The sequence below is a fragment of the Marinitenerispora sediminis genome (assembly GCF_003336425.1).
GTDB lineage: Bacteria > Actinomycetota > Actinomycetes > Streptosporangiales > Streptosporangiaceae > Marinitenerispora > Marinitenerispora sediminis.
The window spans coordinates 1-26,725 of record NZ_QEIO01000072.1 but is presented as its reverse complement, the minus strand read 5'-3'; the positions used below and the strand labels follow the sequence as shown (position 1 = coordinate 26,725).

Genomic DNA, 26,725 nt, shown 5'->3' with positions numbered 1-26,725 from the left:
GTTCTCCGCCACGAGCCGCTGGGCCACCTCGGCGACCTTCATCCGGTTGCGCTGGGCCACCCGGCGCAGCTCCTCGAACGCCTCGGCGGCGCCGCAGCCCTTGGCGTGCATGATGATGCCCTTCGCCTGGTCGATCACCCCGCGCGCGTTCATGGCGCGGCGCATGTGCGCGGCCTCGCGGGCGACGTCGGTGTAGCGGCCGGCACTGTGCAGCGCCATGGCGGCGTGCTCGGCCAGCAGCGCCACCAGGGGGGCGACCACCGCGTGGTCGAAGGCGTCGGCCCGGCCGGAGTGCACGCCGAAGGTCACGACGTCCTCCCCCAGCGCGCACGGGTAGGTCACGGAGGAGCGGTCCCCGCACTGCACGGCCATACTGGTGTAGCGCGGCCAGCGGTCCTCACGCAGCACGTCCGCCACTGTCACCGGCCGCCCCCCGCGCACCGCCTGCACCGTCGGGCCCTCGTCGGTGGCGTACTGGTGCTCGAAGGCGTTGGCGAGGTCGGAGTGCGACGCCCCGTAGTCCACCACGACGTGCCGGCCGGCCACCGCCGCGTCCTCGCCGTCGCCGGGCCGGACGTCGCGCCAGATCACCACGAGCGCCGCCGAGCAGCCGGGGACCCCGCGGGCCGCGGCCACGCTCATCTGGTCCAGCGCGCGTTCGGGCGAGCTGGCCTCGCTCTGCCCGAGGGCACCGATCTCGCGCGCCAGCCGTTCAATCCATGTCGGCATGGCCGTCGTCCGCCTCCCCCGTGCGCCGCTGCGTCGGACTGCGCCGACACTCCACGGTAATGGCAGAACTTCGGTGGCGGAGTATGCGTTACCGTCTGAAACAGGACCCGACCGGCGGATTCACCGGCCGGCGGACACCGACGCGAAGTCAGGAGCCAACAGCTTGCCGGAGCGGGACGACCTGGCCGACCTCGAACGCGAGATCGCCGAACTGGGTGAGCGGGCAGCCGCGCTGCGCGCCGCCCACACGGCCTACCCCGGCGACGCCGCCGGCACCGCCGAGGCGGCTCTCGCCGAGCTCGGGTTCGCCGAGCAGCTCCTGGGCGAGGTCCGGGAGCGGCTGGCGGCCGAGGCGGCTGACACCGGTGCCGCAGCGCCCCGCCGGCCGGCCGCCGACGACGAGCGCGCGGTCCTGCGCACCGTGTTCACCGAGCTCAGCGTACCGGTCGTGCTCCTCGACCACGAGGGCTACATCCGGCGGATCAACGCCATCGGCGCGGAGCGGCTGGGCAGCACCAGCGGCTACCTCACCGGCAAGCCGTTCTCGATCTTCGTGGACCTGCGGCGCCGGGCCGCCATGCGGTCATGGCTGGCGGCCGTGCTGCGCGGCGGCGAGCCCGCGTCCTTCGACTCCCGGCTGGCGCGCCGGGGGTGGGCCGAGGACATCCACCTCACGCTGTCCCGGCTGGACGTGCCGACGGAGGCCAACCCGCTGGTGCTCGTGGTGATGTCGCCCCCGCTGCGCGACAGCGGCGACGAGGGCCCCGCGCCCCTGGAGCCGGAGGTGGAGGACCAGGTGGTGGTCCTCGCCGCGCGCCGCCTCGACGTCCTCACCCGCATGACCCGCCTGCTGCTGCGCAGCGCGGGCCCCGGCGGCGCCGGTCGGCCGCTCGCGCTGGACGACGCTGCGGCGCTGCTCGCCGACTCCTACGCCGACCTGGTGATCGTCGACGTGTGCGACCTGCCGAACGATCCGCGCGGCACGCGCCGCGCCGTCGTGGCCGGCCCGCGCGGCGACTCCGACCGCGCCCTGGTGGCCGCGCTGGACCCGCTCGCCTCGGAGGTGCCCGGCGACGTGCTGACCAGCGGGCAGTCGGTGCTCCACCAGCTCATCGAGGACGAGGGGCTGCTCGGCCGGAGCGGTGACGGCGTCCCGATCCTGAGCGCGCTCGGTGCGGGCTCACTGCTCAGCGTTCCGCTGCGCGGCAGCCGGGGGGTGCGCGGCGCGCTCACCCTGCTCCGCCGCAGCAACCGGGGGTCGTTCCGCCTCGCGGACCTGGGGCTGATCGAGGAGATCGGGGAGCACATCGGCCTGGCGCTGCCGCCGCCTCCGACGGCCTGACGCACGCGCCCGCGCGGCCAGGCAACCGTCGGCGCCGGCTCACCCGTCCGACCACCCCGAGGTGCGGACCCGGCCGCTGCCGTCGCAGCCGCGGCACTTGCGCGGCACCACCATCTCCCCGGTCGCGTCGTCGCCGGCGTAGCCGACCACGGTGACCCGGAATCCGGTCCCCAGGCAGTCGAGGCACACGATCGCGATATCCATGGGCCCAGCGTAGGGCCCATGCCTCCGGCCGCGCCGCCGCACGCGCCGATCAGACCGGACCGCGCATCGCCTCCACCAGGGTCGTGAGCTGGGCGACCGAGCGGTCGAGGTCGCGGACGGCCGCGACCGTCTGGCTGTCGGACTCGCGCTCCTCGTTCACGAGCCGCTTGCGCAGCAGTTCGAGGCTCGTGTTGATCTCGGCGACGCGCTTGGCGAGGTCGGCGACCACCGAGCGCGTGGAGGCGCCTCCCGTCTCCTCGCTCAGCTCCCGGCGCAGCATCCGCGACTGCTCCCGCAGCTGCTGCTTGGTGTGGTAGAGCTCCACGAACACCTCGACCTTGGCGCGCAGCACCCACGGGTCGAACGGCTTGGTCAGGTAGTCGATGGACCGGGAGGCGTAGCCGCGGAACACCTGGTGCCGGTCGATTCCGGCGCCGGTGAGGAAGATGATCGGGACGTCCTTGGTCTTCTCCCGCTGCTTGATGTGGGCGGCGGTCTCGAAACCGTCCATCCCCGGCATCATGACGTCCAGCAGGATCACCGCGAAGTCGTCCTCCAGCAGCGCCTTGAGGGCGTTCTCACCGGAGCTGGCCCGCACCAGGTTCTGGTCGAGCGAGGTGAGGATCGCCTCCAGGGCGGTGAGGTTGTCGTCGCGGTCGTCGACGAGGAGGATGTTGGCCTTGTGGGGCACGTCTGCTGCTCACTCTCTTCTCGGCCGGCCCGCACCGGCCGGCCGCTCGTTGGTCCTCACTCCGTCGTCCGATCCGGCCGGCCGCCGCTGATCTCGCCGGCGGCACTCCGATCCAACCACGTCCGCATGACGTCCAGCAGATGGTCGAGGTCGACCGGTTTGGTCACGTAGTCCGACGCCCCGGCGTCCAGGCTGCGTTCCCGGTCCCCCTGCATCGCCTTGGCCGTGAGGGAGATGATCGGGAGGTCGGCGAACTGCGGCATCTCGCGGATGGCGCGGGTGGTGGCGTTGCCGTCGAGCTCGGGCATCATGATGTCCATGAGCACGAGCGCGATGTCCTCGTTGCTCTCCAGCTTGTCGATGCCGGCGTGCCCGTTGTCGGCGTAGAGCACCTCTAGGCCGTGCGCCTCCAGCGCGCTGGTCAGCGCGAAGACGTTGCGGATGTCGTCGTCCACGATGAGCACCCGCCGCCCCTCCAGCACGGCGTCGCGCTCGGGATCGGTGCGGGCGCCGGTGGCCGCCGTGTCCCCGCCCTCCGGCGCCGGCGCGGGCTCGCGCAGCGCCGGAACCGGCTCCGGTGCCTCGACCGGCTCCAGGTCGTCGAGGTCGTCGAACTCGTCGGCGTCGGCGGGGGCGAGCTCGGACAGCGCCTCCAGGCCGGTGAACGGCTCGATCCTGGCCGGCCCGGCCGATGCGGCGCCGGGGGACGGAGCGACGGACTCCTCCATCCGCGCGTTCGGGCTCTCCGGCAGCCGCACCGGGAGCAGCAGCGTGAACGTGGTGCCCTCGCCGAGCGTGCTCTGCACCCGGATCTCGCCACCGATCAGCTCGGCCATGTTGCGGCTGATGGACAGGCCCAGGCCGGTCCCGCCGAAGCGCCTGCTGGTGCCGCCGTCGCCCTGGTGGAACGCCTCGAAGATCACCTGCAGCTTGTCGTGCGGGATGCCGATCCCGGTGTCGGCCACCGAGAACGCGATGATCTCCTCGTTCTCGCCGAAGGTGTCGAGGTCGGCGCCGTCGAGCGCCCACGCCGGTTCGATGAGCAGCCGGACCTCGCCGGTGTTGGTGAACTTGACGGCGTTGGAGAGCAGGTTGCGCAGCACCTGCTGGAGCCGCTGCTCGTCGGTCCACAGGTAGTTGGGAATGTCCGGCGACACCTCGACCGCGAACGCCAGCCCCTTGTCGCTGGCCATCGGGCGGAACGCCGCCTCGACGTAGTCGACCAGCTGGCTGATGGAGACGTCGGCCGGACTGACCTCCATGCGCCCCGCCTCGACCTTGGACAGGTCGAGGATCTCGTCGATGAGCTGCAGCAGGTCGCTGCCCGCCTTGTGGATGGTCTGCGCGAACTCGACCTGCTTGGAGGTGAGGTTCTGCTCGGTGTTGTCGGCCAGCAGCCGCGCCAGGATGAGCAGGCTGTTCAGCGGTGTCCGCAGCTCGTGCGACATGTTCGCCAGGAACTCGGACTTGTACTTCGAGGACACCTGGAGCTGGTGGGCGCGGTCCTCCAGGGAGCGGCGGGCCCGCTCGATCTGCCGGTTCTGCAGCTCGATCGCGCGGTTCTGGCTGGCCAGCTGCCCGGCCTTGCTGTGCAGCTCGGCGTTCTTGCGCCGCAGCTCCTCCTGCTGGCGCTGCAGTTCGTTGGACCGCTCCTGCAGGGCGGTGGTCAGCTGCTGCGACTGCGCCAGCAGGTACTCCGTCTTGGAGTTGGCCAGGATGGTGTTGATCGTGGTGCCGAGCAGCCCGACGAGCTGGCGCAGGAAGTTGATGTGGATCTCGCGGAACTCGCTGTAGGAGGCGAGCTCGATGACGCCGAGCACGCGGTCGTCCGACAGGATGGGGAAGATCGCGAGGCTGAGCGGTGGCGCGGCGCCGAGGCCCGACTCGATGGTGACGTAGTCGCCGGGGACCCGCTGCAGGATCACCTCCCGCTTCTGCGCGATCACCTCGCCGGCGAGCCCGGTGCCGGAGCGGACCCGCCGGCGCGGCTCGGCCGGCTGGTAGCCGTAGCCGGCGTACAGGCGGAAGGTGCCCTCGTCGTTCTCGTCCTCGGGGAGGAAGCAGGCACCGTGCTGGGCCTCGACCAGCGGCGTCAGCTCGGTCATGATCAGCCGGGCGAGGTCGTTGAGGTCGCGGTGGCCCTGGATCAGCCCGGAGATGCGGGCGACGTTGCTCTTCAGCCAGTCCTCGTCGCGCTGCGCGGCGGTCGTCTCGCGCAGGTTGGCGACCATCAGGTTGACGTTGTCCTTGAGGGTGGCGACCTCGCCGCTCGCCTCGACCTGGATGGACTGGGTGAGGTCGCCGCGGGTCACGGCGCTGGCGACGGAGGAGATCGCGCGCACCTGGGTGGTCAGGTTGCGGGCCAGCTCGTTCACACTGTCGGTGAGCTGCTTCCAGGTGCCCGAGACACCGTCCACCTTCGCCTGGCCGCCGAGCTGGCCCTCGCTGCCCACCTCGTGGGCGACCCGGGTCACCTCCAGGGCGAAGGTCGACAGCTGGGCGACCATGGTGTTGATCGTGTCCTTCAGCTCCAGCATCTCGCCCTGGGCGTCGACCGTGATGTTCTTGCTCAGGTCGCCGGCGGCCACCGCCGCCGTCACCTGCGAGATGTTGCGCACCTGCGAGGTCAGGTTGTGCGACATCGAGTTGACGTTCTCGGTCAGGTCCTTCCAGATGCCCGACACGCCTTTGACGTTGGCCCGGCCGCCCAGCTTGCCCTCGGTCCCCACCTCGCGGGCCACCCGGGTCACCTCGTCGGCGAACGCCGAGAGCTGGTCCACCATCACGTTGATGGTGTCCTTCAGCTCCAGGATCTCGCCCTTGGCGTTGACCGCGATCTTCTTCGTGAGGTCGCCGCGTGCCACCGCGGTGGTGACGACCGCGATCTGGCGGACCTGGTGGGTGAGGTTGTTGGCCATGGAGTTGACGTTGTCGGTGAGGTCCTTCCAGACCCCGGAGACCCCGCGCACGTGCGCCTGGCCGCCCAGCTTGCCCTCGGTGCCCACCTCGCGCGCCATGCGGGTGACCTCGTCGGCGAACGAGTCCAGCTGGTCGACCATCGTGTTGACGGTGTCCTTCAGCTGGAGCATCTCGCCCTGGGCGTCCACGGTGATCTTCTTGGTCAGGTCGCCGCGGGCGACCGCGGTGGTGACCTGGGAGATGTTGCGGACCTGGTAGGTGAGGCTGTTCGCCATGGAGTTGACGTTGTCGGTGAGGTCCTTCCAGATGCCCGACACGCCCTTGACGTTGGCCCGGCCGCCCAACTTGCCCTCCGTGCCCACCTCGCGGGCCACCCGGGTCACCTCGTCGGCGAAGGAGTCGAGCTGGTCGACCATGGTGTTCACCGTGTTCTTCAGGGCGAGCATCTCGCCCTGCACGTCGACCGTGACCTTGCGGCTCAGGTCGCCGCGCGCGACGGCCGTCGTCACCTGCGAGATGTCGCGCACCTGGTTGGTGAGGTTGTCGGCCATGGAGTTGACGTTGTTCGTCAGGTCCTTCCAGATGCCCGACACGCCCTTGACGTTGGCCCGGCCACCCAGCTTGCCCTCCGTGCCCACCTCGCGGGCCACGCGCGTGACCTCGTCGGCGAACGTCGACAGCTGGTCCACCATGGTGTTGACGGTGTCCTTGAGCTGGAGCATCTCGCCCTGCACGTCGACCGTGACCTTGCGGCTCAGGTCGCCGCGCGACACCGCGACGGTGACGGTGGAGATGTCGCGCACCTGGGCGGTCAGCCGCGCCGCCATCTGGTTGACGGCCTCGGTGACGTCGCGCCAGGCGCCGGAGACGCCCTCGACGCGGGCGCTGCCGCCGAGCTTGCCCTCCGTGCCCACCTCGCGGGCCACCCGGGTCACCTCCACGGTGAACCCGGACATCTGGTCGGCCATCCGGTTCACGGAGGTGGCGAGGCGGAGCAGGTCGCCGTGCAGCCGGCCGTGCCGGCTGTTGAGGTCGACCCGCTGGGAGAGGTCGCCGTTGGCGACCGCGTCGAGCATCTGCGCGACCGAGGTCATCGGCTCGCTGACCTCGTCGAGGAGCTGGTTGAGGGAGGCGACGCTCTTGCCCCAGGCGCCCTTGGCCGGGACCACGGAGACGCGCTGTGTGAGGCGCCCCTCCGTGCTCACCACCTCGCCGACGCGCTGCAGCCCGTCACTGAGCTGCTCGCAGTGGTCGAGCACCTGGTTGAACACGGCGGCGATCTCGCCGTACTTGCCCTCGGCGGCTCGGGCGTTCAGCCGAACGCTGAAATCGCCGTCCCGCACGCTGTAGAGAGCGTCGAGCAGTTCGTCGAGCTTCGCGTCGTCCGCCGTCGGTGTGCTGGTCGCCATTTCCCCTCCTCCGCTTGTGGTCGCCGATCTCTCCCCGCTTCCGCGACGAGGAGGGGCGCCGCCCCGTCCGAACACGATTCCGCGCTGCCGGCCGGGGGTGATTCCCGCCGCACCGCCGGCGGATCCGCCGCGCGTGTCTCCCACAGCACGGCGGCGGCGCCGGAGATTCCACCCACAAGAGGTGAACCACGGTGCATTACGTTAATTGGCTGGGCTGCTCAATAGGTGGACGTTCTGACATCATGATTGTGTTCCCTCCACGACCCATGGGGTGACCCTCTCCATGACCCATGAGGGAGTACGGCGCATCGCCGGGTCCGCAAGAACGGCCAGACGGGGGAGCTGGGTGACCACGCCGACGTGCGACCCGCATACCCTGTCCCATACTCAGAGAAACCGTATGACTTCACGATGCCACACGACGCGATGAAGGTCGCTCGCCAGCAGTTCTCCGCCGCCCCCGAGACCGCGGGCGAGGCTCGGCTGTTCGTCCGCGACACCTTGCGCGACTGGAACGTCCACCGGGAGTCCGACGACATCGTCCTCCTGGTCAGCGAGCTCGTGACCAACGCGGTCATCCACGCCGAGACCACGCTCGAACTCACCCTGCGCCGCCTGCCGGGCGCCGTCGAGGTGGTGGTGGCCGACCGGGTGCCGGAGCGCGCGGTCCCGAAGGCGGGGCCGCTGGCGGTCGACGTCTCGCCCTCCACCGAGAACGCCCGCAGCGGGGGCTTGGGCCTCGCGCTCGCGGGCGCCATCGCGTCGACCTGGGGCGTGAGCTACAGCAAGGACGACAAGGCGGTGTGGTTCCGGATCGAGGACGAGGAGCCCGCCGACGACTCCGGCGCCGCGGAGGGCCCGGCGGCCGCCGCGGAGCCGGCGCCGGCCGCCGACCGCCCGTCGCTGGCCCCGCCGCTTCCGCTGCGGCGCGGCCGGCGCCCGAGCCGGTCGAACCCGTGGGCGCCGCTGGACACCGCGCTGTCGGCGCGGCTCCCGCTGGACCAGCTGCTGGACCGGACGGTCGAGTACGCGCGGACCGCGCTGGGCGGGGACGCCGCCTACATCGCGCTGGCCACCACCGACGAGACCGACTGGGAGATGCGCGCCGGTGTCGGGCTGACCGGCGGGCCGTGGCGGCGGTTCCGCAGCCGCACCGAGGAGACCTTCCCCTCGGCGGCGCCCGAGCCCGGTCCGGTGATCAACGACGACCTGGCGATCGCGCGGGCGCACCGGGGGCGGCTGGCCGCCGCCGGGATGCGCTCCCTGGTGACCGCACCGCTGATCGTGGACGGCCGGATCACCGGCCTCATCGGCGTCGCCTCGCGGCGGATCCGGCACTTCGGCAGCACCGCGGCCAAGCGGCTGCAGGACGGCGCCGACCGCATCGCCCTCCCCGTGGAGCGCGCCCGGCTGGCCGAGGTGGAGCTGGCCCGGCGCGCGTCGCTGAGCTTCCTCGCCGAGGCCAGCGACATGCTCGCGGGCACGCTGGACGAGCGCATGACGGCGGCGCTCGCGGCGCAGCTCACCACGTCGCGGCTCGGCAAGTGGTGCGTGGTGCACACCACGACGGAGCTCGGGATGTCGCGCCTCACCTACGTCACGCACTCGAACGAGAACTACACCGACGTGCTCCGCAACCTGGTGACGGCGCTCCCGCCGCAGGAGCAGCGCGAGCCCGCGCCGCTGTGGTCCCCGGCCATGCTCGCGGCGGTCTCCCTCGACGACGAGCTGAGCCTGGAGCTCGCGGAGAGCCCGGCGATCAGCATGCCGCTCGTCGGCCGGGGCCGGGTCCTGGGCCGGCTGACCATCGGCAAGGAGCCGCCCGAGGAGTTCACCCGCGAGGACGTGAACGTCGCCGAGGACCTGGCGCAGCGGGTGGCGTCGGCGCTGGAGAACGCGCGGCTGTACTCCAACCAGACCTCCATGAGCGAGGCGCTGCAGCGCAGCCTGCTGCCCGCCAAGGAGAAGGAGCCGCGGATCCCGGGCGTCGACCACGCCGTGTTCTACCGCCCGGCCGACGAGCGGACGGTGGTGGGCGGCGACTTCTACGACCTGTTCGCGACCGACGGCCGCTGGTGCTTCGCCATCGGCGACGTCTGCGGCACCGGCCCGGAGGCCGCGGCGGTCACCGGACTGGCCCGGCACACCCTGCGCGCCCTCGCCCGCGAGGGGTTCCCGCCGGACCACATCATGCGGCGGCTGAACCTCGCGATCCTGGACGAGAACACCTCCACCCGGTTCCTCACCATGCTGTACGGCGAGATGACGCCGATCAGCGGCCCGGAGGGCGGTGCCGGCGGCATGCGGATCCGCCTGGTCTCGGCGGGCCACCCGCTGCCGATGCGGCTGCGCCGCGACGGCGACGTCGAGCCGCTGGGCACCTCGCAGCCGCTGCTCGGCGCGTTCGAGGACGTGGAGTTCTTCACGGAGACCATCGAGGTCGCCTCGGGCGAGGTGCTGCTCGCGGTGACCGACGGCGTCACGGAGCGCCGGAACAACAACGACATGCTCGGCGACGAGGGGCTGCTGAAGATCTTCTCCGGCTGCTCCGGTCTGACCGCGCAGGCGGTGATCTCGCGCATCGACCGCGACCTGGAGGAGTTCGCCCCCGGCGGGCACACCGACGACACGGCCATGCTGGTGCTGCGGTTCGTGTGACCTCCCCCCGAGGGGCGGGGCTCAGTGGAGCCGCTGCGTGCCCGGCGGCGAGGGCCGGCGGCGCGGAGGTCGCGAGCCGTGTGCCGCCGAGAACGGCGGGAACCGCGGGTCCGCTCCCCGATCCGCTCACCGTGGGCCGCGCGGCCCGCGTCCCCGTTCGGGGGCCGGGCGCCGGACCGCCGCCATGACCGGCGCGGGCGGGCCCATGGACGGGGTGGTCGCACGGGCGGGGTGGTCAGCAGTGTGTCCGCCGCGGGGCTCCCGGGCTCGGCACCCCGCCCAGGGGGCTCACAGCCACCCCATCTCCTCCGCCGTGCGGATGGCCGAGATCCGGTTGTCCGCGCCCGTCTTGCTGATGGCGTTGGACAGGTAGTTGCGGACCGTTCCCGCGCTCAGGTGCAGGGTGCGGGCGATGGCCGCGACCGAGGCGCCGTCGGCGGCGGCGCGCAGGACATCGGCCTCGCGGGCGGTCAGCGGGCTGTCGCCCGAGGTCATCGCCGTGACGGCCAGTTCCGTGTCGATGTAGCGGCCGCCGGCGTGCACCCGGCGGATGGCTCCGGCCAGCTGGTCGACCGGTGCGTCCTTGGCCAGGAACCCGCGCGCGCCGGCAGCGAGGGCGCGGCGCAGGTAGCCGGGGCGGCCGAAGCTGGTGAGGATGAGGACCGCGCAGGAGGGGGCCTCCTCCCGCAGCCGGGCGGCGGTCTCCAGCCCGGTGCCGCCCGGCATCTCCACGTCCAGTACGGCGATGTCGGCACCGTGGTCGCGCACCGCCGGCAGCACCTCGTCGCCGCGGCCGACCTCCGCGACGATCTCCAGGTCGTCCTCCAGCCCGAGCAGCGCGGCGATGGCGCCGCGCACCAGGCGCTCGTCGTCGGCCAGCACGATGCGGATCACGCGGCCACCCCGCTTCCGTCCACTTCGGCCCGCGGCCGGCCCGGGTGCGGGTTGGCCGGGTCGGCCGGCAGCACCGCCCGCAGCAGGAAGCCGTCGGGCACCGGGCGGGCGGACAGCGTGCCGCCGGCCGCGGCGACCCGCTCCGTCAGCCCGGTGAGTCCGTTGCCGTAGCGGACCCCCTCCGTTCCGCGCCGCACGCCGTCGTTGAAGATCTCGGCGACGACCGCCCGCTCCTCCCGGACGAGGGTGATGTCGCAGCGCCGGGCCGAACTGTGCCGGAGCACGTTCGTGGCGCCCTCGCGGACCACCCAGGCCAGGGTGGTGCCCTGCTCGGGGGTGACGTCGGCGTCCACGCCCGTCACCGTGCAGCGTGTCCCGCCGGCCGAGAGCACCGCGCGGATACCGGCGAGCTCGGCCGGGAGGTCCACCTCCCGGTAGCCGCTCACCACGGCACGCACCTCGCGCAGCGCCTCCCGGGCCACCTGCTGCACCTCGGCCATCTCCGCGACCGCGCGCTCGGGATCGCGCCGGACCAGCCGGGCCGCGAGTTCACTCTTGAGCGCGACGCCGGACAGGCTGTGCCCGAGCAGGTCGTGCAGGTCCCGGGCGAAGCGCAGCCGCTCCTCGGAGACGGCCAGCCGCGCCTGGGCCTCGCGCGCGGCGTGCGCCTCGTTGGCGACGTCCCACAGCAGCAGGACGGCGTGGTTGGCCAGCAGCATGATCGGCGCCCAGACCACCGTGATGCCCCAGATGACGGACATCAGCCAGAAGTCGCGCTCGTCGAAGGTGGCGTACCGCACCCACGGGAGCGCGAGCAGCAGCACGCTCACCACGGCCATGCGGCGGCGGGGGGCGACGAGAACGGCGACGGACCACCACAGCCCACCGGTCATCAGCGTGAGGAATTCGAGGTCCATGCACGCGGCCACGGCCAGCAGCAGGCCCAGGGAGGACCAGAACGCGGACTCCGAGCGCGCCGCACGGAGGCGCAGGCGGTGGTGCACCATGCGCAGGCACTGCCAGCCGAGCAGTACGGAGAGCAGGAAGCCGAGGACCGCGACCTCGCGCGAACGGTGGCCGTTCGCCGCCACGCTGACCGCCGAGGCGGCGTTGAACACCGGGATCATCACCACGGCGACCGCGAACGACCCGATGACGATCCTGCGCGCCAGGCGGAGCCGGCGCACCACGGGACGGCTCATGGCCGCGCTGGGTCCGGGCCGCTCTGTCATCTCGCTCCTTCGGGGTGCTGCCAGGCCAGGGTAACGGCGCCGGCGGCGGACCCGCGCCCGCGCGGTCCGCCGCCGGACGTGCTCGGCTACCGTGCCTGGCGCGGGTCCCACCGGACGAGGCGGAGCAGCAGGATCGCGGCCGCCGTCCAGGCGAGCAGGGTCAGCAGGGCGGGGGCCGCCGCGAACCACAGGTCGAGCCCCGGCGCGGCGGCGCCGTCCGCCCCGCCGAAGACGTCGCGGCCGAAGTAGGCACCGCGAGCGAGCTCGACCGCTGGCGCCATCGGGAGCAGCCGCAGCGCCGCGGCCGCGGCGTCGGGCAGCATCTCGGCCGGAAGGTAGAGGCCGCTGCTCATCAGCAGCCCGAAGAACGGGATCATGCTGATCATCTGGGCGCTCTCCGCGTTACGGGCCAACCTGGACAGGACGGCGCCGAGCTGCGCCATCACCACGGTGACGAGCACGATCGACAGCACCAGCAGCACCGGATCCGCCGGCAGGGTGCCGAACATCGCGGCGATGAGCACCGCGGCCAGGACCGACTGGACGGCGACGACCCCCAGGACCGACAGCGTGGTCGCGCCGAACAGCGCCGCCGGGGCGACCCCGCTGAGCCGGAACCGCTTCAGCACCATCTCCTCGCGGCGGGCCGCGTAGACGTTGGAGACGTGCACGATGCCGACCGTCATGGCGGCCAGGGGGAACGCCCCGGCCAGGGAGTAGGCGACGGCGTCCACGCCGGGCCAGAGTTCGGCGCCCTCGGCGGCGAACGCGGGCAGCAGGAAGGCGACCGGCAGCAGCGCGACGTAGAGCGCCATGCGGTACCGGTAGAAGAGCACGAACTCGGTGCGGGTCAGGCGCAGGGCCTGACGTACCGGCCCGACCCGTCGGCGGGCGGTCCGTCGGGGCGCCGGTTCGGTGGCGGAGGCGGTCATGGCGGGAGTTCTCCTGCTGTCGGAACGGATCGGGACGGCGGCGGGCGGGTCAGGCGCCGACCGGGTCGGCGGCGGTCTCGTCGGCCACGCCGAGGAAGACCTCCTCCAGCGAGGCGCCGCGCAGCTCCAGGCGCTCCAGCCGGACGCCGCGCCCGTCGGCCCAGCTCAGCAGGGCCCCCATGGCACGGTGGGCGCGGTCCGCGGTGGCCGCGCCGTTGACCGTGTAGACGACCCACGGCACCGCGTCGCGGACCTCCACGGAGGGGGCGGCGGCGGGCAGGTCGGGCAGTTCCTCGGTGCGCACATCGGCGGGCAGCCGGAACCGGATCCGGTCGCCCCACCCGTCCAGGACGCCGCCGAGCGTGCCGGCGACCCGGATGCGCCCGCGGTGCATGATGGCGAGCCGGTCGGCCAGGCGCTCCGCCTCCTCCAGGTAGTGCGTGGTGAGGAGGACCGCGACGCCCTCGGCCACGAGCTCGCCGATGATGCTCCACGTGCCGCGGCGGGCCTCGGGGTCCATACCGGTGGTGGGCTCGTCGAGGAAGAGCACCTCCGGCCGGGACAGCACCGCCAGACCGAGGTCGAGGCGGCGCTTCTGGCCGCCGGAGAGGGAGCGGACGGCGACGTCGGCTCGGTCGGCGAGGCCGACCATGTCCAGCACCTCGGCCCGGCCCCGGGGGGCGGCCGCGAGGTCGTGGGCGAGGTCGAGGGTCTCGGCGACGGTGAGCTCCGCGAACATCCCGCTGTGCTGGAGCACGCCGTTCACCCGGTCCCGGAGTGCCGCGGGCTGGCCGTAGGGGTCCAGCCCGAGGACGCGGACGGCACCGGAGGCGGGGCGGCGGAACCCCTCCAGGGTCTCCACGGTCGTCGTCTTGCCCGCGCCGTTGGTACCGAGCAGCGCGAACAGCTCGCCGGGGCTGACATCGAAGGAGATACCGCGGACCGCCTCGAAGTCGCCGTAGGTCTGGCGGAGGTCGCGGACGCTGATCGCGGGCTCGTCGATCGCCGCCGTGCCGGCGGGCGGGGGTGCGGTGCTCATACCTCCAGGCTCCGCGAGCGCGGCCTGCCGCGGTAGCCGCCGCTGTCACCGGTCGGGCATGAGATGTCGCGGCCGGGACGATGACATCTGTCATGAGGCCCGGACGTGCGGACCGGTCCGGGGGCCGGCGGCTCCGGGCGGCTCGCCCCGAGGCGGCCGCCCGGCGGCGATGGCACAATTGACGGCCCGGACACCGCCGGTCGCGCACACGCGACCGGATCCTCCGGATCGGTCGGCACGAACACCGGAAACGGCTCGACGGCACGGGTTCCCGCTCCCCACCGAAGCCACGAAGGCGACTACCGCAGTGACCATTCCGCTCCCGCGCGCCCCGCACCCGGTCTCCCGGCGAGGCGGGGGACCGCTCATGTGCGCCGCCACGCGCCCCCCTGCCCCGGAGCATGCCGGGCCGCCGGAGGACCCCGCGGTGGGCCGCCGGAGCGGAGCGGTCCGGGACGCGCCGCGCGGCCGCGCGAGCACGGGGGCCGCCCCGGCGCTCCCCACCGCGGACGCCGGGCGGCCCGCTCGGCCCGGGCGACCTGGCGCGGCGGCCGGGCCCCGCGCCCAGGCGGCCCCCGTCCCCGGGGAGGCGCGGCGGGGCGCTCCGCCCCCGGCGGTGCCCGGCACGGCCGCACGGCCGGAGCGCATCCGCGCGGCGGCCGGGCCGCCCGTCAGCGGCCCCTTGCGCCGGCACCACCCGCGGGCCGCCACGGCCCTCGGCGGGGTACGGCGGCGCCCCCGACCCCGCGACCGCGCCGCCGCCACGGTCACGGCCCGGCCCACCGCCCCGGCGGGACCCACCTGGCGCACCGGCCCAGAACCGGTGAACGCTGAGCTCATCGGCACTTCCCCGCCGCTCTCCAGCACGACCACCGAACGCCTGCGGCGGATGGGCGCGGCCGGCCCGAACGGCACCGCGCCGGCCCGGTTCCGCCGACGCGGGCCCTCCGCCGGACGGAGCAGCGCGTCAGCCCGGCACCGCACCCGGGCCGCCACCGGATCCGGCGAGGTGCCGCAGCCCCTCCGGCCCCGCGGCCGCACCGCCGCCGCGCCCACGGACCCGAGCCGGCCCGCCACGCGGAGGGTGCGCACCTGGCGTACCGGCGCGGGGTCGGGGCACGAGGGGGTGGCGGCCGGCCGCTGTCCGGCCGCGGCCGTCGCTGGGAACGGCGGCCGGGCGCCGGACCGCCGTGCCGAAGGGCCGGGGCGGTGAGCGGCGAGCCGCGGATCGGGGCGCCGCGGGGAGTGGCGGCGGAGGGCGGGGAGCCCTCCCCCGCCGCTCGGCGGGCCTTCACCCTGGGGGGTGCGGCGGTGGTCGCGCTCGTGCTGCTCGTCCTGCTGGCCTCGGTGCCCAACACGGTGGCGGCGGGCGGCGGCCCGCTGCGGCTGGTGGGCGAACTGGCACCGCAGGGGTGGGCGTTCTTCACGGGCAGTCCCCGCGAGCCCGCCCTTCTCGTCTACCAGCAGGTGGACGGCGAATGGCGGCGGGTCTCCAGCTCCTCCGGCGGCGAGCCCCGCCGGCTGTTCGGCCTGGACCGCACGACCCGCACCGAGCGCCACGAGATCCAGTCACTGGCATGGGAGTCGCGTGACGCGGCGTGGACGCCGTGCGACCGCGCGTCGGTCGCGGCCTGCCTGCCGGACGAGTCGGCGCCGGTGGCGTCCGTCCCGGCGGGCGGCTCGGAGCCGCGGTTCTGCGGCCCTGTGGCGCTGGTCCGCCAGGAGCCCGTGCCGTGGGACCGGGCGCGGACGACCGAGGAGATGCCGCCGAGTCTGAAGATCCTGCACGTCGGCTGCCCAGCGTCGCCGCAGGGGGGATGACGTTGCCCGCACCGGACGCTCCCGCGGCCGCCGGGCCGCTGGCCCGCTGGCGGGACGAGCGGATCCGCCACATGCTCCGCTACTCGCCGCACAACCCCGTCACCGGCCTGGCCCGCACGCTCATGGCGCTGGGCAGCGCCATGAGCATCGCCGCCACCCCCGTGGAGCAGCTGTTCCTCGTCACCCCGGCGCGCCCCGAGGGCCGGATCTGCGACGGGCTCGCCGGGGCCGTCGGGCTGTTCTGCGTGGTGCCCGCGGGGTGGTTGGAGCCCGCCCGCTGGGCCTGCGTGGCCGTCCTGCTGCTGGTGGCCGCGGGGTGGCGCCCGCGCCTCACCGCCCTGCCGCACTGGTGGGTGGCGTTCTCCTTCTGCTCCGCCACCAGCGTCGTGGACGGCGGCGACCAGGTCGCGGCCGACGTCGCCCTGGGGCTGCTGCCGGTCCTGCTCACGGACCCGCGCCGCTGGCACTGGCAGTCCGCCCCGGCTCCGCAGGCGGTGTCCCCGGCCGCCCGGGTGGCCGCGCACCTCGGACTGGTGCTGGTCTGGGTGCAGGTGTGCGTGGTCTACCTCCAGTCGAGTGTCGCGAAGCTCGACGTTCCCGAGTGGCGGGACGGATCGGCGGTCTGGTACTGGGCGATGCATCCGCCGTTCGGCGTGCCGGACCACCTGCGCGAGCCGGCCGGGTGGGTGCTGGCCGGCGGGCCGGCCGTCCTCGGCGCCACCTGGGGCACCCTGGCGGTGGAGTTCCTGCTGGCGTGGTGCCTGTTCGCGCACCACAGCTGGCGGCGGATCGCGCTGCCGCTCGGCGTCGGGCTGCACGCCGCGATCGCGGTCGTTCTGGGCCTGCCCGGGTTCTCGCTGATCATGGTCGCGGCCGTCGTCCTCTACCTGGTCCGGCCCGGTGATCCGGTGCCCCGCTGGCCGCGCCGCTCCCGGCCGCGCACCGGCGGCGGCGGAGGGGTCCCGCGCGCCGCGGACCCGCCCGGTTCCGCCGCCGGTGCGCCGGCGCCGCGCTGAGGGGACCGGGCAGCCGGGCTCACCGCCGGCGGCGCGCCAGCAGCACGTTGCCGACGGCGAGCAGCACCCCCGTCGCGAAGATGAGCGTGCCCATCACGTTCACCTGCGGCGGTATCCCGACCCGGGTGGCTCCCCACACCCACAGCGGGAAGGTGGTGGCGTCGCCGCGGACGAAGGAGGTGATGACGAAGTCGTCCACCGACAGGGCCAGCGCGAGCAGGCCGCCGGCGGTGACGGCCGGGAGCAGCGCCGGCAGGGTCACCAGCCGGAACGTCGTCCACGGCCCGGCACCGAGGTCCCGCGCCGCCTCCTCCAGGCGGGGGTCCAGCGTCATGACCCGTACCCGTACCGTGATGGCGACGTAGGACACGGTGAACATCACGTGCGCGAGGACGACGGCCGCGAGGCCGGTCGCGATGTTGAGGGTGAGGAACAGTGACAGCAGCGCGGCGCCGGTGACGACCTCGGGTGCGCAGACCGCCGCGAACAGCACCAGGTTGGTGGCCCCCCGGCCGCGGAACCGGTACCGGCCCAGGGCGAGGCCGAGCAGGCCGCCGACCACGCCGGAGACGAGCATCGTCAGCACCCCGACGACCGCCGTGGTGAGCAGGGCCGCGGTCAGGTCGGGGTAGCTGAACACCTGGCCGTACCACCGCAGCGTGAAGCCCTGCCAGGCGACGTTCTGCCGGCCGGAGATGTCGTTGAAGCCGAACAGCGCCATGAAGGCGATCGGGGTGAACAGCCAGCACAGCACCGCCCAGGTCGCGTACCTTCCCCAGTCGGGCGCGCGGAGCCGGCGCCGGGGCACGCGCCGGCCCGGCGGCGCGGGCGGGCCCGCGGGGGTCTCCGGCTCCGGAGGCGTCGCGCCGCTCATCCGCGCCCGCCCGCCATGCGCTCGGTCCCGGCGGCCAGGGCGTAGCCGAGGATGCCGAGGAGCAGCACCGCCATGAGGGTGAAGGTGAGGGCGGCGGCGGTCGGGTAGGCGTTGTTCACCAGGAACTGGGTCTGGATGACGTTGCCGATCATGGTGGTACCGGGGCCGCCGAGGACCGCGGCGTTGACGTAGTCGGAACTGGCCGGCACGAACGTCATGAGGACGCCCGCGGACACCCCCGGCAGCGAGTACGGCAGCACGACGCGCAGGAACGCGGCCGCGCGTCCCGCGTACAGGTCGCGCGCCGCCTCCACGAGCCGCCGGTCCATCCGGTCCAGGACCGCGTAGATCGGCAGCACCATGAACGGCAGGAAGGCGTAGGCCAGGCCGAAGACGACGGCGGGCGCGCTGTTGAGCACCCGGGCGCCCTCCGGCAGCAGACCGGCGTCCTTGAGCGTCCCGAGGACGACGCCGTCGTCGGCCAGCACGAACTGCCAGGCGACCGTCCGCAGGACGAACGACACGAAGAACGGCAGCAGGAGGAGCAGCAGGTACCCGCCTCGGGAGCGTCCGGCGTGGAAGGCGATCCAGTACGCCACCGGGTAGCCGATCACCAGGCAGACCAGGGTCGCCGAGCCGCCGTACAGCAGCGAGCGCAGCAGCTGGACACGGTAGCGCTGCACCGCCTCCGCGTAGGTGCCGAGGTGGAAGGTCTGGGTGAAGCCGCTGAGCAGGTCCCCGGTCATGAGCGAGACCGAGAGCATGCCGCACAGCGGGAGCACGAAGAACACGCCGAGCCAGAGCCAGGCCGGCAGTGCGAGCAGGTAGGGGACCGCCCTCGGACGCACGCCGGCCTACTCCTGGGTGATGGCGAGGAACCGGGAGGTGAACGCCTGGTCCTCGCCGGCCGGCGGGGTGACGTAGGAGTGCAGCCGGGCGTAGTCCTCCTCGGTCGGGAAGACCAGCGGGCTCGCGGCCAGCTCGGCCAGCCGCGCGGCCTCGGCGCCGTCCGCCCGGTCGGCCCGTTCGCGGATCAGCTCCCGCGCCTCGGGCACCGGCGACACATAGGCGATGTACTCGGTGAGTCCGGCGGCGGTCTCCGGCTCGTACAGGAAGTCCATGAGCGTGATCGCGTCCAGCGGGTTCTCGGCGGTGATCGGGATCACCATGTTGTCGGTCCAGATGGTCGCGCCCTCCTCCGGGATGACGAACCGGAGCCGCGTGCCCTCCTCCAGGTTCTGCTGGAAGACGTCGCCGGACCACGCCATCGACAGCCACACGTCGCCGCTGGTCAGCGGCCGCAGGTAGTCCTGCTCGTAGTAGCCGCGGACGATCCCGGCGTCGCGCTGCTCGCGGAGCCGGTCGGCGGCGGCGTCCCAGTCGGCCGGCGCCGACTCGGCGGGCGCGACGCCGTTGAGCAGCAGCCCGAAGTTGGCGATCTCCGGCGCGTCGCGCATCATGCCGACCCTGCCGCTGAACGCCGGGTCCCACAGGTCGGCGATTGCGGTGATCTCGCGGCCGACGCGCTCGGGGTCGTAGGCGATGCCGGTGATGCCGGACGCGTAGGGCAGGCAGTAGGCGTTGCCGGGATCGTAGGGGGCGTGCCGGTAGCTCTCGCCGCCGTGCGCGGTGAAGGCGGGCAGCAGGCCGTGGTCGAGCGGGGCGAGGTAGCCGAGCCGCAGCAGGGTGCTGAGCTCGCGGCCGTTCGTCAGCACCATGAGGTCGCAGCCGGCGGAGTGGCCGCCGGCCAGCCGGGGCTGGATCTGCCCGAAGAAGGACGGGGTGTCGTGGATGGTCTCCCGGTAGTCGACCCGGATGCCGGTGCGCTCGGTGAACCGGGCCAGGGGGGTCCGGTCGGGGTCCATGTAGAGCGGCCAGTTGGCGAACGTCAGGCGCCCGTTGCTCCGCTTGTCCGCCCAGTAGGCGCCCGGGTCGACGGCGGGCCGCTCGCGGGCGGGGATCGAGCAGCCGCCGAGCACGGCGGCGGCCCCGGCCAGCGCGGGCAGCGCGAGGGCACCGCGCCGCCCGATCCGGGCGCGGGCGAGGCCGCGGGCGAGGGCGAGGGCGGCCGACGGTCGGGGCTCCATCAGGCCGGTCCCAGCACGTGGGAGTGCTCCGGCGGCCAGGTCAGCCGGACCTCGGCGCCGACGCGGAGGGCCGGTCCGGCGGCCGCGCTGTTCTGCCGATGGACGACGAGCTCGACGGGCTCGGCCGCCCCGGCCCCCGCGACCAGCACGGTGTAGTGGGTGGCCGGTCCCTGGTAGACGGCGTCCCGCACGGTGCCGCGGAGCAGGTTCGCGCCGCCGTCCGGTCCCTCGGTCCCGGCGGCGGCGATCCGGATCTTCTCCGGGCGCACCGTGAGGTCGATCCGGGCGCCGGGGCCGGCGGCCGTCGCGGCTCGCACCCGCTGGCCGCCGTCCAGGTCGACGGCGGCGTACCCGTCGCCGCCCGCGCTGGTGCGCACCGTCCCGGTGAGCAGGTTGGCGGCTCCGACGAACCCGGCCACGAACCGGTCGGCCGGGCGCTCGTAGACCTCGGCCGGAGCGCCGGTCTGCCGCACCCGCCCGCCGGCCATGACGGCGAGGCGGTCGGCCATGGCGAGCGCCTCGCCCTGGTCGTGGGTGACGTGCACGAAGGTGGCGCCGACCTCGCGCTGGAGGCGTTTGAGCTCGGCCCGCATCGCCTGGCGCAGCAGCGGGTCGAGGGCGCCCAGCGGCTCGTCCAGCAGCAGCGCGCCGGGCCGGTTGACCAGCGCGCGGGCGAGCGCGACCCGCTGCTGCTGGCCGCCCGAGAGCCGGCCGGGCCGCCGGGAGGCCACGCCGGTGAGTTCGACGAGGTCGAGCATGTCGCCGACGCGGCGGCGGACCTCGGCGGCCGGCACCCGGCGGCGGCGCAGTCCGAAGGCGACGTTGTCGGCGACACTCATGTGCGGGAAGAGCGCGTAGCTCTGGAACACCGTGTTGACGTCGCGCCGGTCCGGCGGCACCCCGGTGACGTCCCGTCCGGCCAGCCGCACGGTGCCGGCCGTCGGCTCCTCGAACCCGCCGATCATCCGCAGTGTGGTGGTCTTGCCGCATCCGGACGGGCCGACGACCGCGAAGTACTCGCCGGGCGCGACCGCGAGGTCGAGGTGCCGCACGGCGGTGACCGTGCTCCGCCCCGCGCGGTAGGTCTTGGCGACGCCCTCCAGCTCGATCGCGGGTCCGTCCCCGTCCGAAGCGGTGCCCGCCGTCCGGGCGCCCGCCGCCGGGTCGGTGGTGGTTGCCATCGTGCTCGTCCCCGTCCGTGTCGCGCCGCCTGCCAGACCGTAGCGCACGCCGGAACGCCGGAGCGAGGGTGGTACCGGCCCTGATCCGGGCGGTGCGGCCCCCGGTGGACGGCTCGGAACCACCGCACCAGATGCCTGATGCGACTGGAACCCGCAGATAGTCCGAGTTGCCCCGCTGTGACACGCCGTGGGGCGACACGCAACACGCCGCTGGACATGCCCGAATCGCCCCGCCATATACGCAGACCGGACGCGACGCACACATCCGGGGCGGATATCCCGGAAATCGGGTACGCCACGTGTTTCACTGATTACGCACCGGAGTCCGATCTTCGCGATATGGCTCCGGACCAGGACAACGCCGACGTGGCGTTCGCCCACTAGGAGGGGAAATTGCAGAAACTTGCATTCGGGATGACCGTGGGTGGGATCACCGCTGCGCTGCTCATTCCCAGCACGTCGATCGCCTGGGCAGCGGACGCGGCCACCGGCGACCGGGCCGCCGCTGACGTCGTGCGGCTGGACAACATCGCCCTCGTCTCCGAGGAGGAGGAGTTCGGCGAGGAAGAGGGCTTCGACGGCTTCGAAGACGAGGAAGGCTTCGAGGAAGAGGGCTTCGAAGGCTGCGGCGAGGGCATCGAGTGCTTCCCCGTCGAGGAAGAGGAGGAGGTCGTCGGCGGCGGCGCCGGCGGCGCAGCCGGCGGCGGAGGCGGCGGCGGCGGCGAGGAAGAGGAAGCCGGCGGCGGAGGCGGTGGTGGCGGCGGGGAGGTCGGCCAGCAGCTGCCGGTCACCGGCGCCCCGGTCGAGGTGCTCGCGGCCATGGCCGCCGGCACGGCGGTCCTCGGCGGTGGCCTCATGCTGGCCATGCGCCGGCGGCGCGAGGCCGGAGCCGAGCTGTAGCGGCACCACAGCCCATACGGACCGCGCGGGCGGGACGACCTCGGTTGTCCCGCCCGTGCGGGCGTGTACCGGCGGGCTACTTCGGCGGCATGCGCAGTCCGCCGTCGATGCGGACCACCTCGGCGTTGACGTAGCCGATCTCGATGAGCGCGCGGACCAGCCGGCCGAACTCGGCCGGCGTCCCGAGCCGCTTGGGGAAGGGGACCGGCGCCGCCAACCGCTCCTTGAACTCCTCGGCCTCCGGGCCCTGCCCGTAGATGGGCGTGTCGAGGATGCCGGGGGCCACGGTGTTGACCCGCACGCCGATCGCCGCGAGGTCCCGGGCGGCCGGGACCGTCATCCCGATGATCCCGCCCTTGGACGAGGCGTAGGCGATCTGGCCGATCTGGCCCTCGATCCCGGCCAGCGACGCGGTGTTGACGATGGCGCCGCGCTCGCCGTCCTCGTTCACCGGCTCGGTGCGGCCCATGGCGGCGGCGGCCAGCCGCAGCACGTTGAAGGTGCCGATCAGGTTGACGTCGATGACCCGGCGGTAGGCGGCGAGGTCGTGCGGGGCGCCGTCACGCCCGACCGTGCGGGCCGCCCAGGCGACACCGGCGCAGGAGACCGCCGCGCGCAGCGGCCGGCCCGTCTCCTCGGCGGCCCGGACCGCCGCCTCGACCTGCCCCTCGTCGGCGACGTCGGTCCGCACGAAGACGCCTCCGACCTCCTCGGCGAGCGCCGTGCCGCGCTCGGAGTTCAGGTCGGCGACGACCACGGTGGCCCCCGCCGCGGCCAGTTCCCTGACGGTCGCCTCGCCCAGCCCGCTCGCGCCGCCGGAGACCAGGGCGGCCACTCCATTCAGCTCCATGCGCCGCACTCTACCGACCGGTCGGCACGGTAACCAGAACCGCGTTCGGTCTACGGCCGGCCCGGGCCGGCCGCGGGGACGCGGCCCGGTGCGGGACCGCAGGTCACCCGCGGTCGAGCTCGTGGGCGAGCTCGTCCAGTTCGGAGCCGCCCGCCATGAGCCGGGTGAGTTCGGCGCGGTCGATCTCCTCCCGGCCGTACTCGCCGAGGCTGCGCCCGCGGCTGAGCAGCAGGAACCGGTCGCCCACGGGGTAGGCGTGGTGCGGGTTGTGCGTGATGAACACGACGCCGAGGCCCAGCTCGCGCGCCCGCGCCACGTAGCGCAGCACCACGCCCGCCTGCCTGACCCCCAGGGCGGCGGTCGGCTCGTCCAGGATCAGGACCCGCGCGCCGAGGTGGACGGCACGGGCGATCGCCACCGACTGCCGCTCGCCGCCGGAGAGGGTGCCCACCGGCTGGTCCACGTCGCGCAGGTCGATGCCCATCCGCAGCAGTTCGGCGCGGGTGGTGGCGCGCATCGCCGCGACGTCGAGCCGGCGCAGCGGCCCGCGGCCGCGGCTCAGCTCGGAGCCGAGGAAGAAGTTCCGCCAGATCGGCATCAGCGGCACCATGGCGAGGTCCTGGTGCACCGTGGCGATACCGGCGTCCAGTGCCTCGCGGGGCCCGCTGAACGAGACCGCCGCGCCGTCGACGAGGAGTTCCCCGCGGTCGTGCCGGTGCACACCGGACAGGATCTTGATGAGGGTGGACTTGCCGGCCCCGTTGTCGCCCAGCACGCAGGTGACCCGGCCGGCCCGGACCGCGGTGCTGACGTCGGTCAGCGCGGGGACGTTGCCGTAGAACTTGCCGACGCCGCGTGCCTCGACGAGGGCGGGCTTCCCGCCCGCGGTGGCCTCCGTTGGCGAGGTCATCCCCGCTCACCGCCTTCCGCCGGTCCGCCGCCGTCGGCGGGATCGGTGTGCTCGGTGCTCGCCGCGCCGGCGGTCTCGGCCCGCCGGCGGACGTAGGTGTTGACGACCACGGCCGCCAGCAGCATCGCGCCGAGGAACGCCTTCAGCCAGTTGTTGTCCCACCCGGCGAACACGATCCCCTGGTAGGCCATGCCGTAGATGAGCGCCCCCAGCGCGCCGCCGAGGGCGGAGCCGACCCCGCCCGTGAGCAGGCAGCCGCCGACCACGGCGCAGATGATGTACACGAACTCCACCCCGACGCCCGTGGACGCCTGGACCGTGGTCGTGCCGAACAGCGACAGCATCCCGACCAGCCACCCGGCGAACGCCGTCGTCATGAACAGGCCGATCTTGGTGCGCACCACCGGAACGCCGGTCTGCCGGGCGCTCTTGGCGTCGCCGCCGACCGCGAAGATCCAGTTGCCCGCCCGGGTGCGCAGCAGCACCCACGTGCACAGGGCGGTGAACAGCACCCACCACAGGATCGGGACGTCGAGCACCGCGGGCCCGACCGCCATGCTGGAGCCGAACAGCCAGCGCGCGTCCCAGAACCCAGCCACCTGGGTCATGCCCTGGACCGCCACCTGGCCGGTGACGGCCTTGGTGAGGGCGAGGTTGAGCCCCTGCAGGATGAAGAAGGTGCCGAGCGTGACGATGAAGCTCGGCAGGCCGGTGCGGGTGACCATGAGGCCGTTGAGGAAGCCCACCGCGAGTGCGGCCGCCAGGGAGGCGAGCACGGCGATCCACAGGTTCACCCCGGCGTGCGTGGCGAGCACCCCGGTGAGCAGCCCCGTGGAGCCGACCATGACCCCGGTGGAGAGGTCGAACTCGCCGCCGATCATGAGCATCGACACCGCGACCGCCATGATGCCGAAGAGCGCCGCGGACTCCAGCCAGGAGGCGACGCCGCGGGGGGTGAGGAAGGCGTCGGTGGCGAGCGAGAAGAACAGGAACACGGCGAGCGCCGCGACGAGCGCGCCGACCTCGGGGCGGCGCAGCACCCGGACCCGCAGCGGGGCGCGGGGGACCCCGGCCGCCGGGGCCGGCGCGGGGGAGGTGGTGGTGCCGGCCATCAGCGGGTCCCCCGTTCCGCGTACTGGGCGACCTGGTCGGCGTTGTCCGCGGTGATGAAGGCGGGGCCGGAGTAGACGGGCCGGCCGCCGCCGACGTCGTTGCCGTTGCGGACCTTCAGCCCCATCAGGGTCACGCCGAGGTAGCCCTGCGCGTAGGGCTGCTGGTCGATGGCGAAGAGCATGTCCCCCGCCCGGACGGCCTCCACGATGTCGGCCGACACGTCGAAGGTCGCGAGGTCGGCGTCGGAGCCGGCGTCACCGATCGCGCCGAGCGCGCTGGTGGCGATGGCCGGGTTGAGGGTGAGCACACCGTCCACGGAGTCGTCGGACATCAGCTTGTTCTGGATGGTGGCGCGCGCGTCGGCGGTGTTGGAGATGTCCACCTGGATGTTCTCCACCGGGCCGCCGAACCCCTCGGCGGCGCCGGCGCACCGCTCCTCCTGGGAGACGCTGCCGGCCTCGTGGATGACGCACAGCAGCCCGGTGACGCCGGACTCGCGCAGCCGCTCGCCGGCCTGCTCACCCGCCATGCGCTCGCTCTGCCCGACGTGCGTGACGGCACCGTACTCGGCCGACTCGACCATGCCGGCGTTGATGGTGATGACCGGGATGCCCGCCGCGACGGCCCCCTCCACACTCGCCCGCACCCCCTCGGGGTTGGCCATGGAGACGACCAGGCCGTCGACGCCCTGGGCGACGGCGTTGTCGATGAGCTGGCTCTGCTGGGTGGGGTCGCCGTCGCCCGCGTAGTTCACCGTGATTCCCTGCTGCCGGCCCGCCTCCTCGGCACCGCTCTTCACCACGTCCCAGAAGGAGTCGCCCGCGCGGCTGTGGCTGACCACCGCGACGGTGATCGGCGCGTCGGCCGGCTGGACCGGTGCCGTGTCGCCGACCGCCGTGCCCTCCGCCGGCCGCCCGTTCGTACATCCGGCGAGCAGCAGCAGCCCGCCGGCCAGCAGCGCCGCGTACCGGCGCCGTCTTCGCTGCAGTCCCATCCTCGTCGCCTCCGCCAGTCCGTTCCCGTGTGGCCGGTCATCCCAGGTGCTCCCGGAGGAAGGCCGCGCTGGCGCGCACATCCGCCAGCGGTCCCTCGCCCTCGGGCGCGGCGGGCAGCATCACGTCCTGCTCCAGCACGTACCAGCCGCCGTATCCGGCCGCGGCCAGGTCGCCGAGGATGCCCGCGATGTCGGCGTCGCCGCGCCCGAGCGGCCGGAACAGGCCGCGCGCCACGGCCGCGCTGTAGGGCAGCGCGCCGGCCGAGACGCGCTCCGCCAGGCCGCCGTCCACGTCCTTGAGGTGGGTGTGCGCGATCCGGCCGGCGGCCGTGCGGCTGACCGACCGGGGGTCGGTGCCGCCCACCAGCAGGTGCCCGGTGTCCAGGCACAGCGCGATGCCGCTGCCCTCCAGCACCCGTTCGACCTCGGCTCCCGTCTCGACGACGGTGCCGACGTGCGGGTGCAGGGTGGCCGTCACCCCGCGCGCGGCGGCGTGGGCGGCGAGGCGGTCGAGGTTGGCGAGCAGGACGGCCCACTGGGCGGCGTCGAGTTCGGGCCGGACGTCGTAGCCGGACCGGCCGGTGGCGGCCGCCAGGACCAGGAGGTCGGCGCCGGCCGCCCGGAAGCCGTCGATCGCGCGGTCGACGTGGGGCAGCGGGTCCGCCCCGGCCTCGTGCAGTACCACGGGGACGAAGCCGCCGACGGCCGCGAGCCCGTGTTCGGCGAGCAGCGCCGCCTTGGCGGCCGGCGGGTCCGGCAGGAACCCGTCCGGCCCGAACTCCGTCGCGGTGAGGCCGGCGGCGCGCATCTGCGCGAGGACGGTCTCGGGCGCCAGCTGGTGCCCCCAGCCGGGCACCTCGCACACGCCCCACGAGATGGGGGCGCCGGCGATGCGGGGGGTGGCCATCGGGGTGTCTCCTCGGGCGGTCG

At 73.9% G+C, this 26,725-nt stretch carries 22 protein-coding genes; 5 read left to right on the top strand and 17 right to left on the bottom strand.

The window, feature by feature from the left end; translation table 11 throughout:
- Positions 1–729 (bottom strand): GAF and ANTAR domain-containing protein (locus DEF28_RS15165; RefSeq protein ID WP_114446158.1); only part of this gene is annotated, 729 nt, incomplete at its 3' end.
- 163 nt (positions 730–892) lie between these two features.
- Here DEF28_RS15165 and DEF28_RS15160 point away from each other — a divergent pair.
- A complete protein-coding gene (locus DEF28_RS15160; protein WP_114399566.1) occupies positions 893–2,071 on the top strand; it encodes a GAF domain-containing protein in 1,179 nt (392 codons plus the stop codon).
- 39 nt (positions 2,072–2,110) lie between these two features.
- Here DEF28_RS15160 and DEF28_RS27575 read toward each other — a convergent pair whose 3' ends face one another.
- Genes DEF28_RS27575 through DEF28_RS15150 form a run of 3 tightly spaced genes read right to left on the bottom strand, consistent with a single transcriptional unit; the run spans position 2,111 to position 7,294 of the window.
- Positions 2,111–2,275 (bottom strand): hypothetical protein, encoded by a 165-nt coding sequence (locus tag DEF28_RS27575; protein ID WP_158562842.1) that lies wholly within the window; start codon positions 2,273–2,275, stop codon positions 2,111–2,113.
- A 49-nt stretch (positions 2,276–2,324) separates the two neighbouring features.
- Positions 2,325–2,966, bottom strand: coding sequence for a response regulator (locus DEF28_RS15155; RefSeq protein ID WP_114399565.1), 642 nt, complete (start codon positions 2,964–2,966; stop codon positions 2,325–2,327).
- Positions 2,967–3,022: 56 nt separating this feature from the next.
- Positions 3,023–7,294 (bottom strand): HAMP domain-containing protein, encoded by a 4,272-nt coding sequence (locus DEF28_RS15150; protein ID WP_114399564.1) that lies wholly within the window; start codon positions 7,292–7,294, stop codon positions 3,023–3,025.
- 411 nt (positions 7,295–7,705) lie between these two features.
- On the opposite strand from DEF28_RS15150, the gene DEF28_RS15145 reads away from it, so the two are divergent.
- Positions 7,706–9,952, top strand: coding sequence for a SpoIIE family protein phosphatase (locus DEF28_RS15145; RefSeq protein ID WP_233515317.1), 2,247 nt, complete (start codon positions 7,706–7,708; stop codon positions 9,950–9,952).
- 288 nt (positions 9,953–10,240) lie between these two features.
- On the opposite strand, the gene DEF28_RS15140 is transcribed toward DEF28_RS15145, so the two are convergent.
- The 4 genes from DEF28_RS15140 to DEF28_RS15125 form a co-directional block, all read right to left on the bottom strand.
- Entirely contained in the window at positions 10,241–10,846 is a 606-nt protein-coding gene (locus tag DEF28_RS15140; RefSeq protein WP_114399562.1) for a response regulator transcription factor, read from the bottom strand.
- Positions 10,843–12,078, bottom strand: coding sequence for a sensor histidine kinase (locus tag DEF28_RS15135; RefSeq protein ID WP_114399561.1), 1,236 nt, complete (start codon positions 12,076–12,078; stop codon positions 10,843–10,845). Before DEF28_RS15135 ends, DEF28_RS15140 begins: the two co-directional genes overlap by 4 nt.
- An 86-nt stretch (positions 12,079–12,164) precedes the next feature.
- Positions 12,165–13,010 carry an ABC transporter permease gene (locus tag DEF28_RS15130; RefSeq protein ID WP_114399560.1) on the bottom strand — a complete coding sequence of 282 codons (846 nt, stop codon included), beginning with the start codon at positions 13,008–13,010 and terminating at the stop codon, positions 12,165–12,167.
- A gap of 49 nt (positions 13,011–13,059) precedes the next feature.
- Positions 13,060–14,049: an ABC transporter ATP-binding protein gene (locus DEF28_RS15125; RefSeq protein ID WP_114399559.1), complete on the bottom strand. Its 990-nt coding sequence runs from the start codon at positions 14,047–14,049 to the stop codon at positions 13,060–13,062.
- A gap of 1,209 nt (positions 14,050–15,258) precedes the next feature.
- Between DEF28_RS15125 and DEF28_RS15120 the strand changes: the two genes are divergently transcribed.
- Together DEF28_RS15120 and DEF28_RS15115 are read left to right on the top strand one after the other, a co-directional pair.
- Positions 15,259–15,870, top strand: coding sequence for an SdpA family antimicrobial peptide system protein (locus DEF28_RS15120; RefSeq protein ID WP_158562840.1), 612 nt, complete (start codon positions 15,259–15,261; stop codon positions 15,868–15,870).
- On the top strand, positions 15,867–16,886 hold the full coding sequence (locus DEF28_RS15115) for a sporulation-delaying protein SdpB family protein (RefSeq protein ID WP_114399962.1): 1,020 nt from the start codon (positions 15,867–15,869) through the stop codon (positions 16,884–16,886). The genes DEF28_RS15120 and DEF28_RS15115 overlap by 4 nt, the downstream gene beginning before the upstream one ends.
- Before the next feature lie 19 nt (positions 16,887–16,905).
- On the opposite strand, the gene DEF28_RS15110 is transcribed toward DEF28_RS15115, so the two are convergent.
- Genes DEF28_RS15110 through DEF28_RS15095 form a run of 4 tightly spaced genes read right to left on the bottom strand, consistent with a single transcriptional unit; the run spans position 16,906 to position 21,028 of the window.
- Positions 16,906–17,760 (bottom strand): ABC transporter permease, encoded by an 855-nt coding sequence (locus DEF28_RS15110; protein ID WP_114399963.1) that lies wholly within the window; start codon positions 17,758–17,760, stop codon positions 16,906–16,908.
- Positions 17,757–18,608 carry an ABC transporter permease gene (locus tag DEF28_RS15105; RefSeq protein WP_233515316.1) on the bottom strand — a complete coding sequence of 284 codons (852 nt, stop codon included), beginning with the start codon at positions 18,606–18,608 and terminating at the stop codon, positions 17,757–17,759. The genes DEF28_RS15110 and DEF28_RS15105 overlap by 4 nt, the downstream gene beginning before the upstream one ends.
- 6 nt (positions 18,609–18,614) lie before the next feature.
- Positions 18,615–19,847, bottom strand: coding sequence for a polyamine ABC transporter substrate-binding protein (locus DEF28_RS15100; protein WP_114399964.1), 1,233 nt, complete (start codon positions 19,845–19,847; stop codon positions 18,615–18,617).
- Positions 19,847–21,028, bottom strand: coding sequence for an ABC transporter ATP-binding protein (locus tag DEF28_RS15095; RefSeq protein ID WP_114399965.1), 1,182 nt, complete (start codon positions 21,026–21,028; stop codon positions 19,847–19,849). The genes DEF28_RS15100 and DEF28_RS15095 overlap by 1 nt, the downstream gene beginning before the upstream one ends.
- Before the next feature lie 414 nt (positions 21,029–21,442).
- Between DEF28_RS15095 and DEF28_RS15090 the strand changes: the two genes are divergently transcribed.
- On the top strand, positions 21,443–21,928 hold the full coding sequence (locus tag DEF28_RS15090) for an LPXTG cell wall anchor domain-containing protein (protein ID WP_114399966.1): 486 nt from the start codon (positions 21,443–21,445) through the stop codon (positions 21,926–21,928).
- A 76-nt stretch (positions 21,929–22,004) separates the two neighbouring features.
- Here the strand turns inward: DEF28_RS15090 and DEF28_RS15085 are convergent, their stop codons facing one another.
- From DEF28_RS15085 to DEF28_RS15065, 5 genes are all read right to left on the bottom strand, one after another.
- Complete coding sequence (locus DEF28_RS15085) at positions 22,005–22,778, bottom strand: SDR family oxidoreductase (RefSeq protein ID WP_114399967.1); 774 nt, start codon at positions 22,776–22,778, stop codon at positions 22,005–22,007.
- A 103-nt stretch (positions 22,779–22,881) separates the two neighbouring features.
- On the bottom strand, positions 22,882–23,688 hold the full coding sequence (locus tag DEF28_RS15080) for an ATP-binding cassette domain-containing protein (protein WP_114399968.1): 807 nt from the start codon (positions 23,686–23,688) through the stop codon (positions 22,882–22,884).
- Positions 23,685–24,800 carry an ABC transporter permease gene (locus DEF28_RS15075; RefSeq protein WP_114399969.1) on the bottom strand — a complete coding sequence of 372 codons (1,116 nt, stop codon included), beginning with the start codon at positions 24,798–24,800 and terminating at the stop codon, positions 23,685–23,687. Before DEF28_RS15075 ends, DEF28_RS15080 begins: the two co-directional genes overlap by 4 nt.
- Entirely contained in the window at positions 24,800–25,795 is a 996-nt protein-coding gene (locus tag DEF28_RS15070; protein ID WP_114399970.1) for a substrate-binding domain-containing protein, read from the bottom strand. Before DEF28_RS15070 ends, DEF28_RS15075 begins: the two co-directional genes overlap by 1 nt.
- Before the next feature lie 37 nt (positions 25,796–25,832).
- A partial coding sequence (locus DEF28_RS15065) for a sugar phosphate isomerase/epimerase (protein ID WP_325049000.1) occupies positions 25,833–26,725 on the bottom strand: 893 nt, incomplete at its 5' end.

Bases quoted from the DNA above. Each gene is read 5' to 3' on its own strand.
- DEF28_RS27575 (WP_158562842.1), bottom strand. From the start codon at position 2,275: ATGGATATCGCGATCGTGTGCCTCGACTGCCTGGGGACCGGATTCCGG.
- DEF28_RS15150 (WP_114399564.1), bottom strand. From the start codon at position 7,294: ATGGCGACCAGCACACCGACGGCGGACGACGCGAAGCTCGACGAACTG.
- DEF28_RS15145 (WP_233515317.1), top strand. From the start codon at position 7,706: ATGCCACACGACGCGATGAAGGTCGCTCGCCAGCAGTTCTCCGCCGCC.
- DEF28_RS15135 (WP_114399561.1), bottom strand. From the start codon at position 12,078: ATGACAGAGCGGCCCGGACCCAGCGCGGCCATGAGCCGTCCCGTGGTG.
- DEF28_RS15130 (WP_114399560.1), bottom strand. From the start codon at position 13,010: ATGACCGCCTCCGCCACCGAACCGGCGCCCCGACGGACCGCCCGCCGA.
- DEF28_RS15125 (WP_114399559.1), bottom strand. From the start codon at position 14,049: ATGAGCACCGCACCCCCGCCCGCCGGCACGGCGGCGATCGACGAGCCC.
- DEF28_RS15115 (WP_114399962.1), top strand. From the start codon at position 15,867: ATGACGTTGCCCGCACCGGACGCTCCCGCGGCCGCCGGGCCGCTGGCC.
- DEF28_RS15110 (WP_114399963.1), bottom strand. From the start codon at position 17,760: ATGAGCGGCGCGACGCCTCCGGAGCCGGAGACCCCCGCGGGCCCGCCC.
- DEF28_RS15100 (WP_114399964.1), bottom strand. From the start codon at position 19,847: ATGGAGCCCCGACCGTCGGCCGCCCTCGCCCTCGCCCGCGGCCTCGCC.
- DEF28_RS15095 (WP_114399965.1), bottom strand. From the start codon at position 21,028: ATGGCAACCACCACCGACCCGGCGGCGGGCGCCCGGACGGCGGGCACC.
- DEF28_RS15090 (WP_114399966.1), top strand. From the start codon at position 21,443: ATGACCGTGGGTGGGATCACCGCTGCGCTGCTCATTCCCAGCACGTCG.
- DEF28_RS15085 (WP_114399967.1), bottom strand. From the start codon at position 22,778: ATGGAGCTGAATGGAGTGGCCGCCCTGGTCTCCGGCGGCGCGAGCGGG.
- DEF28_RS15080 (WP_114399968.1), bottom strand. From the start codon at position 23,688: ATGACCTCGCCAACGGAGGCCACCGCGGGCGGGAAGCCCGCCCTCGTC.
- DEF28_RS15075 (WP_114399969.1), bottom strand. From the start codon at position 24,800: ATGGCCGGCACCACCACCTCCCCCGCGCCGGCCCCGGCGGCCGGGGTC.
- DEF28_RS15070 (WP_114399970.1), bottom strand. From the start codon at position 25,795: ATGGGACTGCAGCGAAGACGGCGCCGGTACGCGGCGCTGCTGGCCGGC.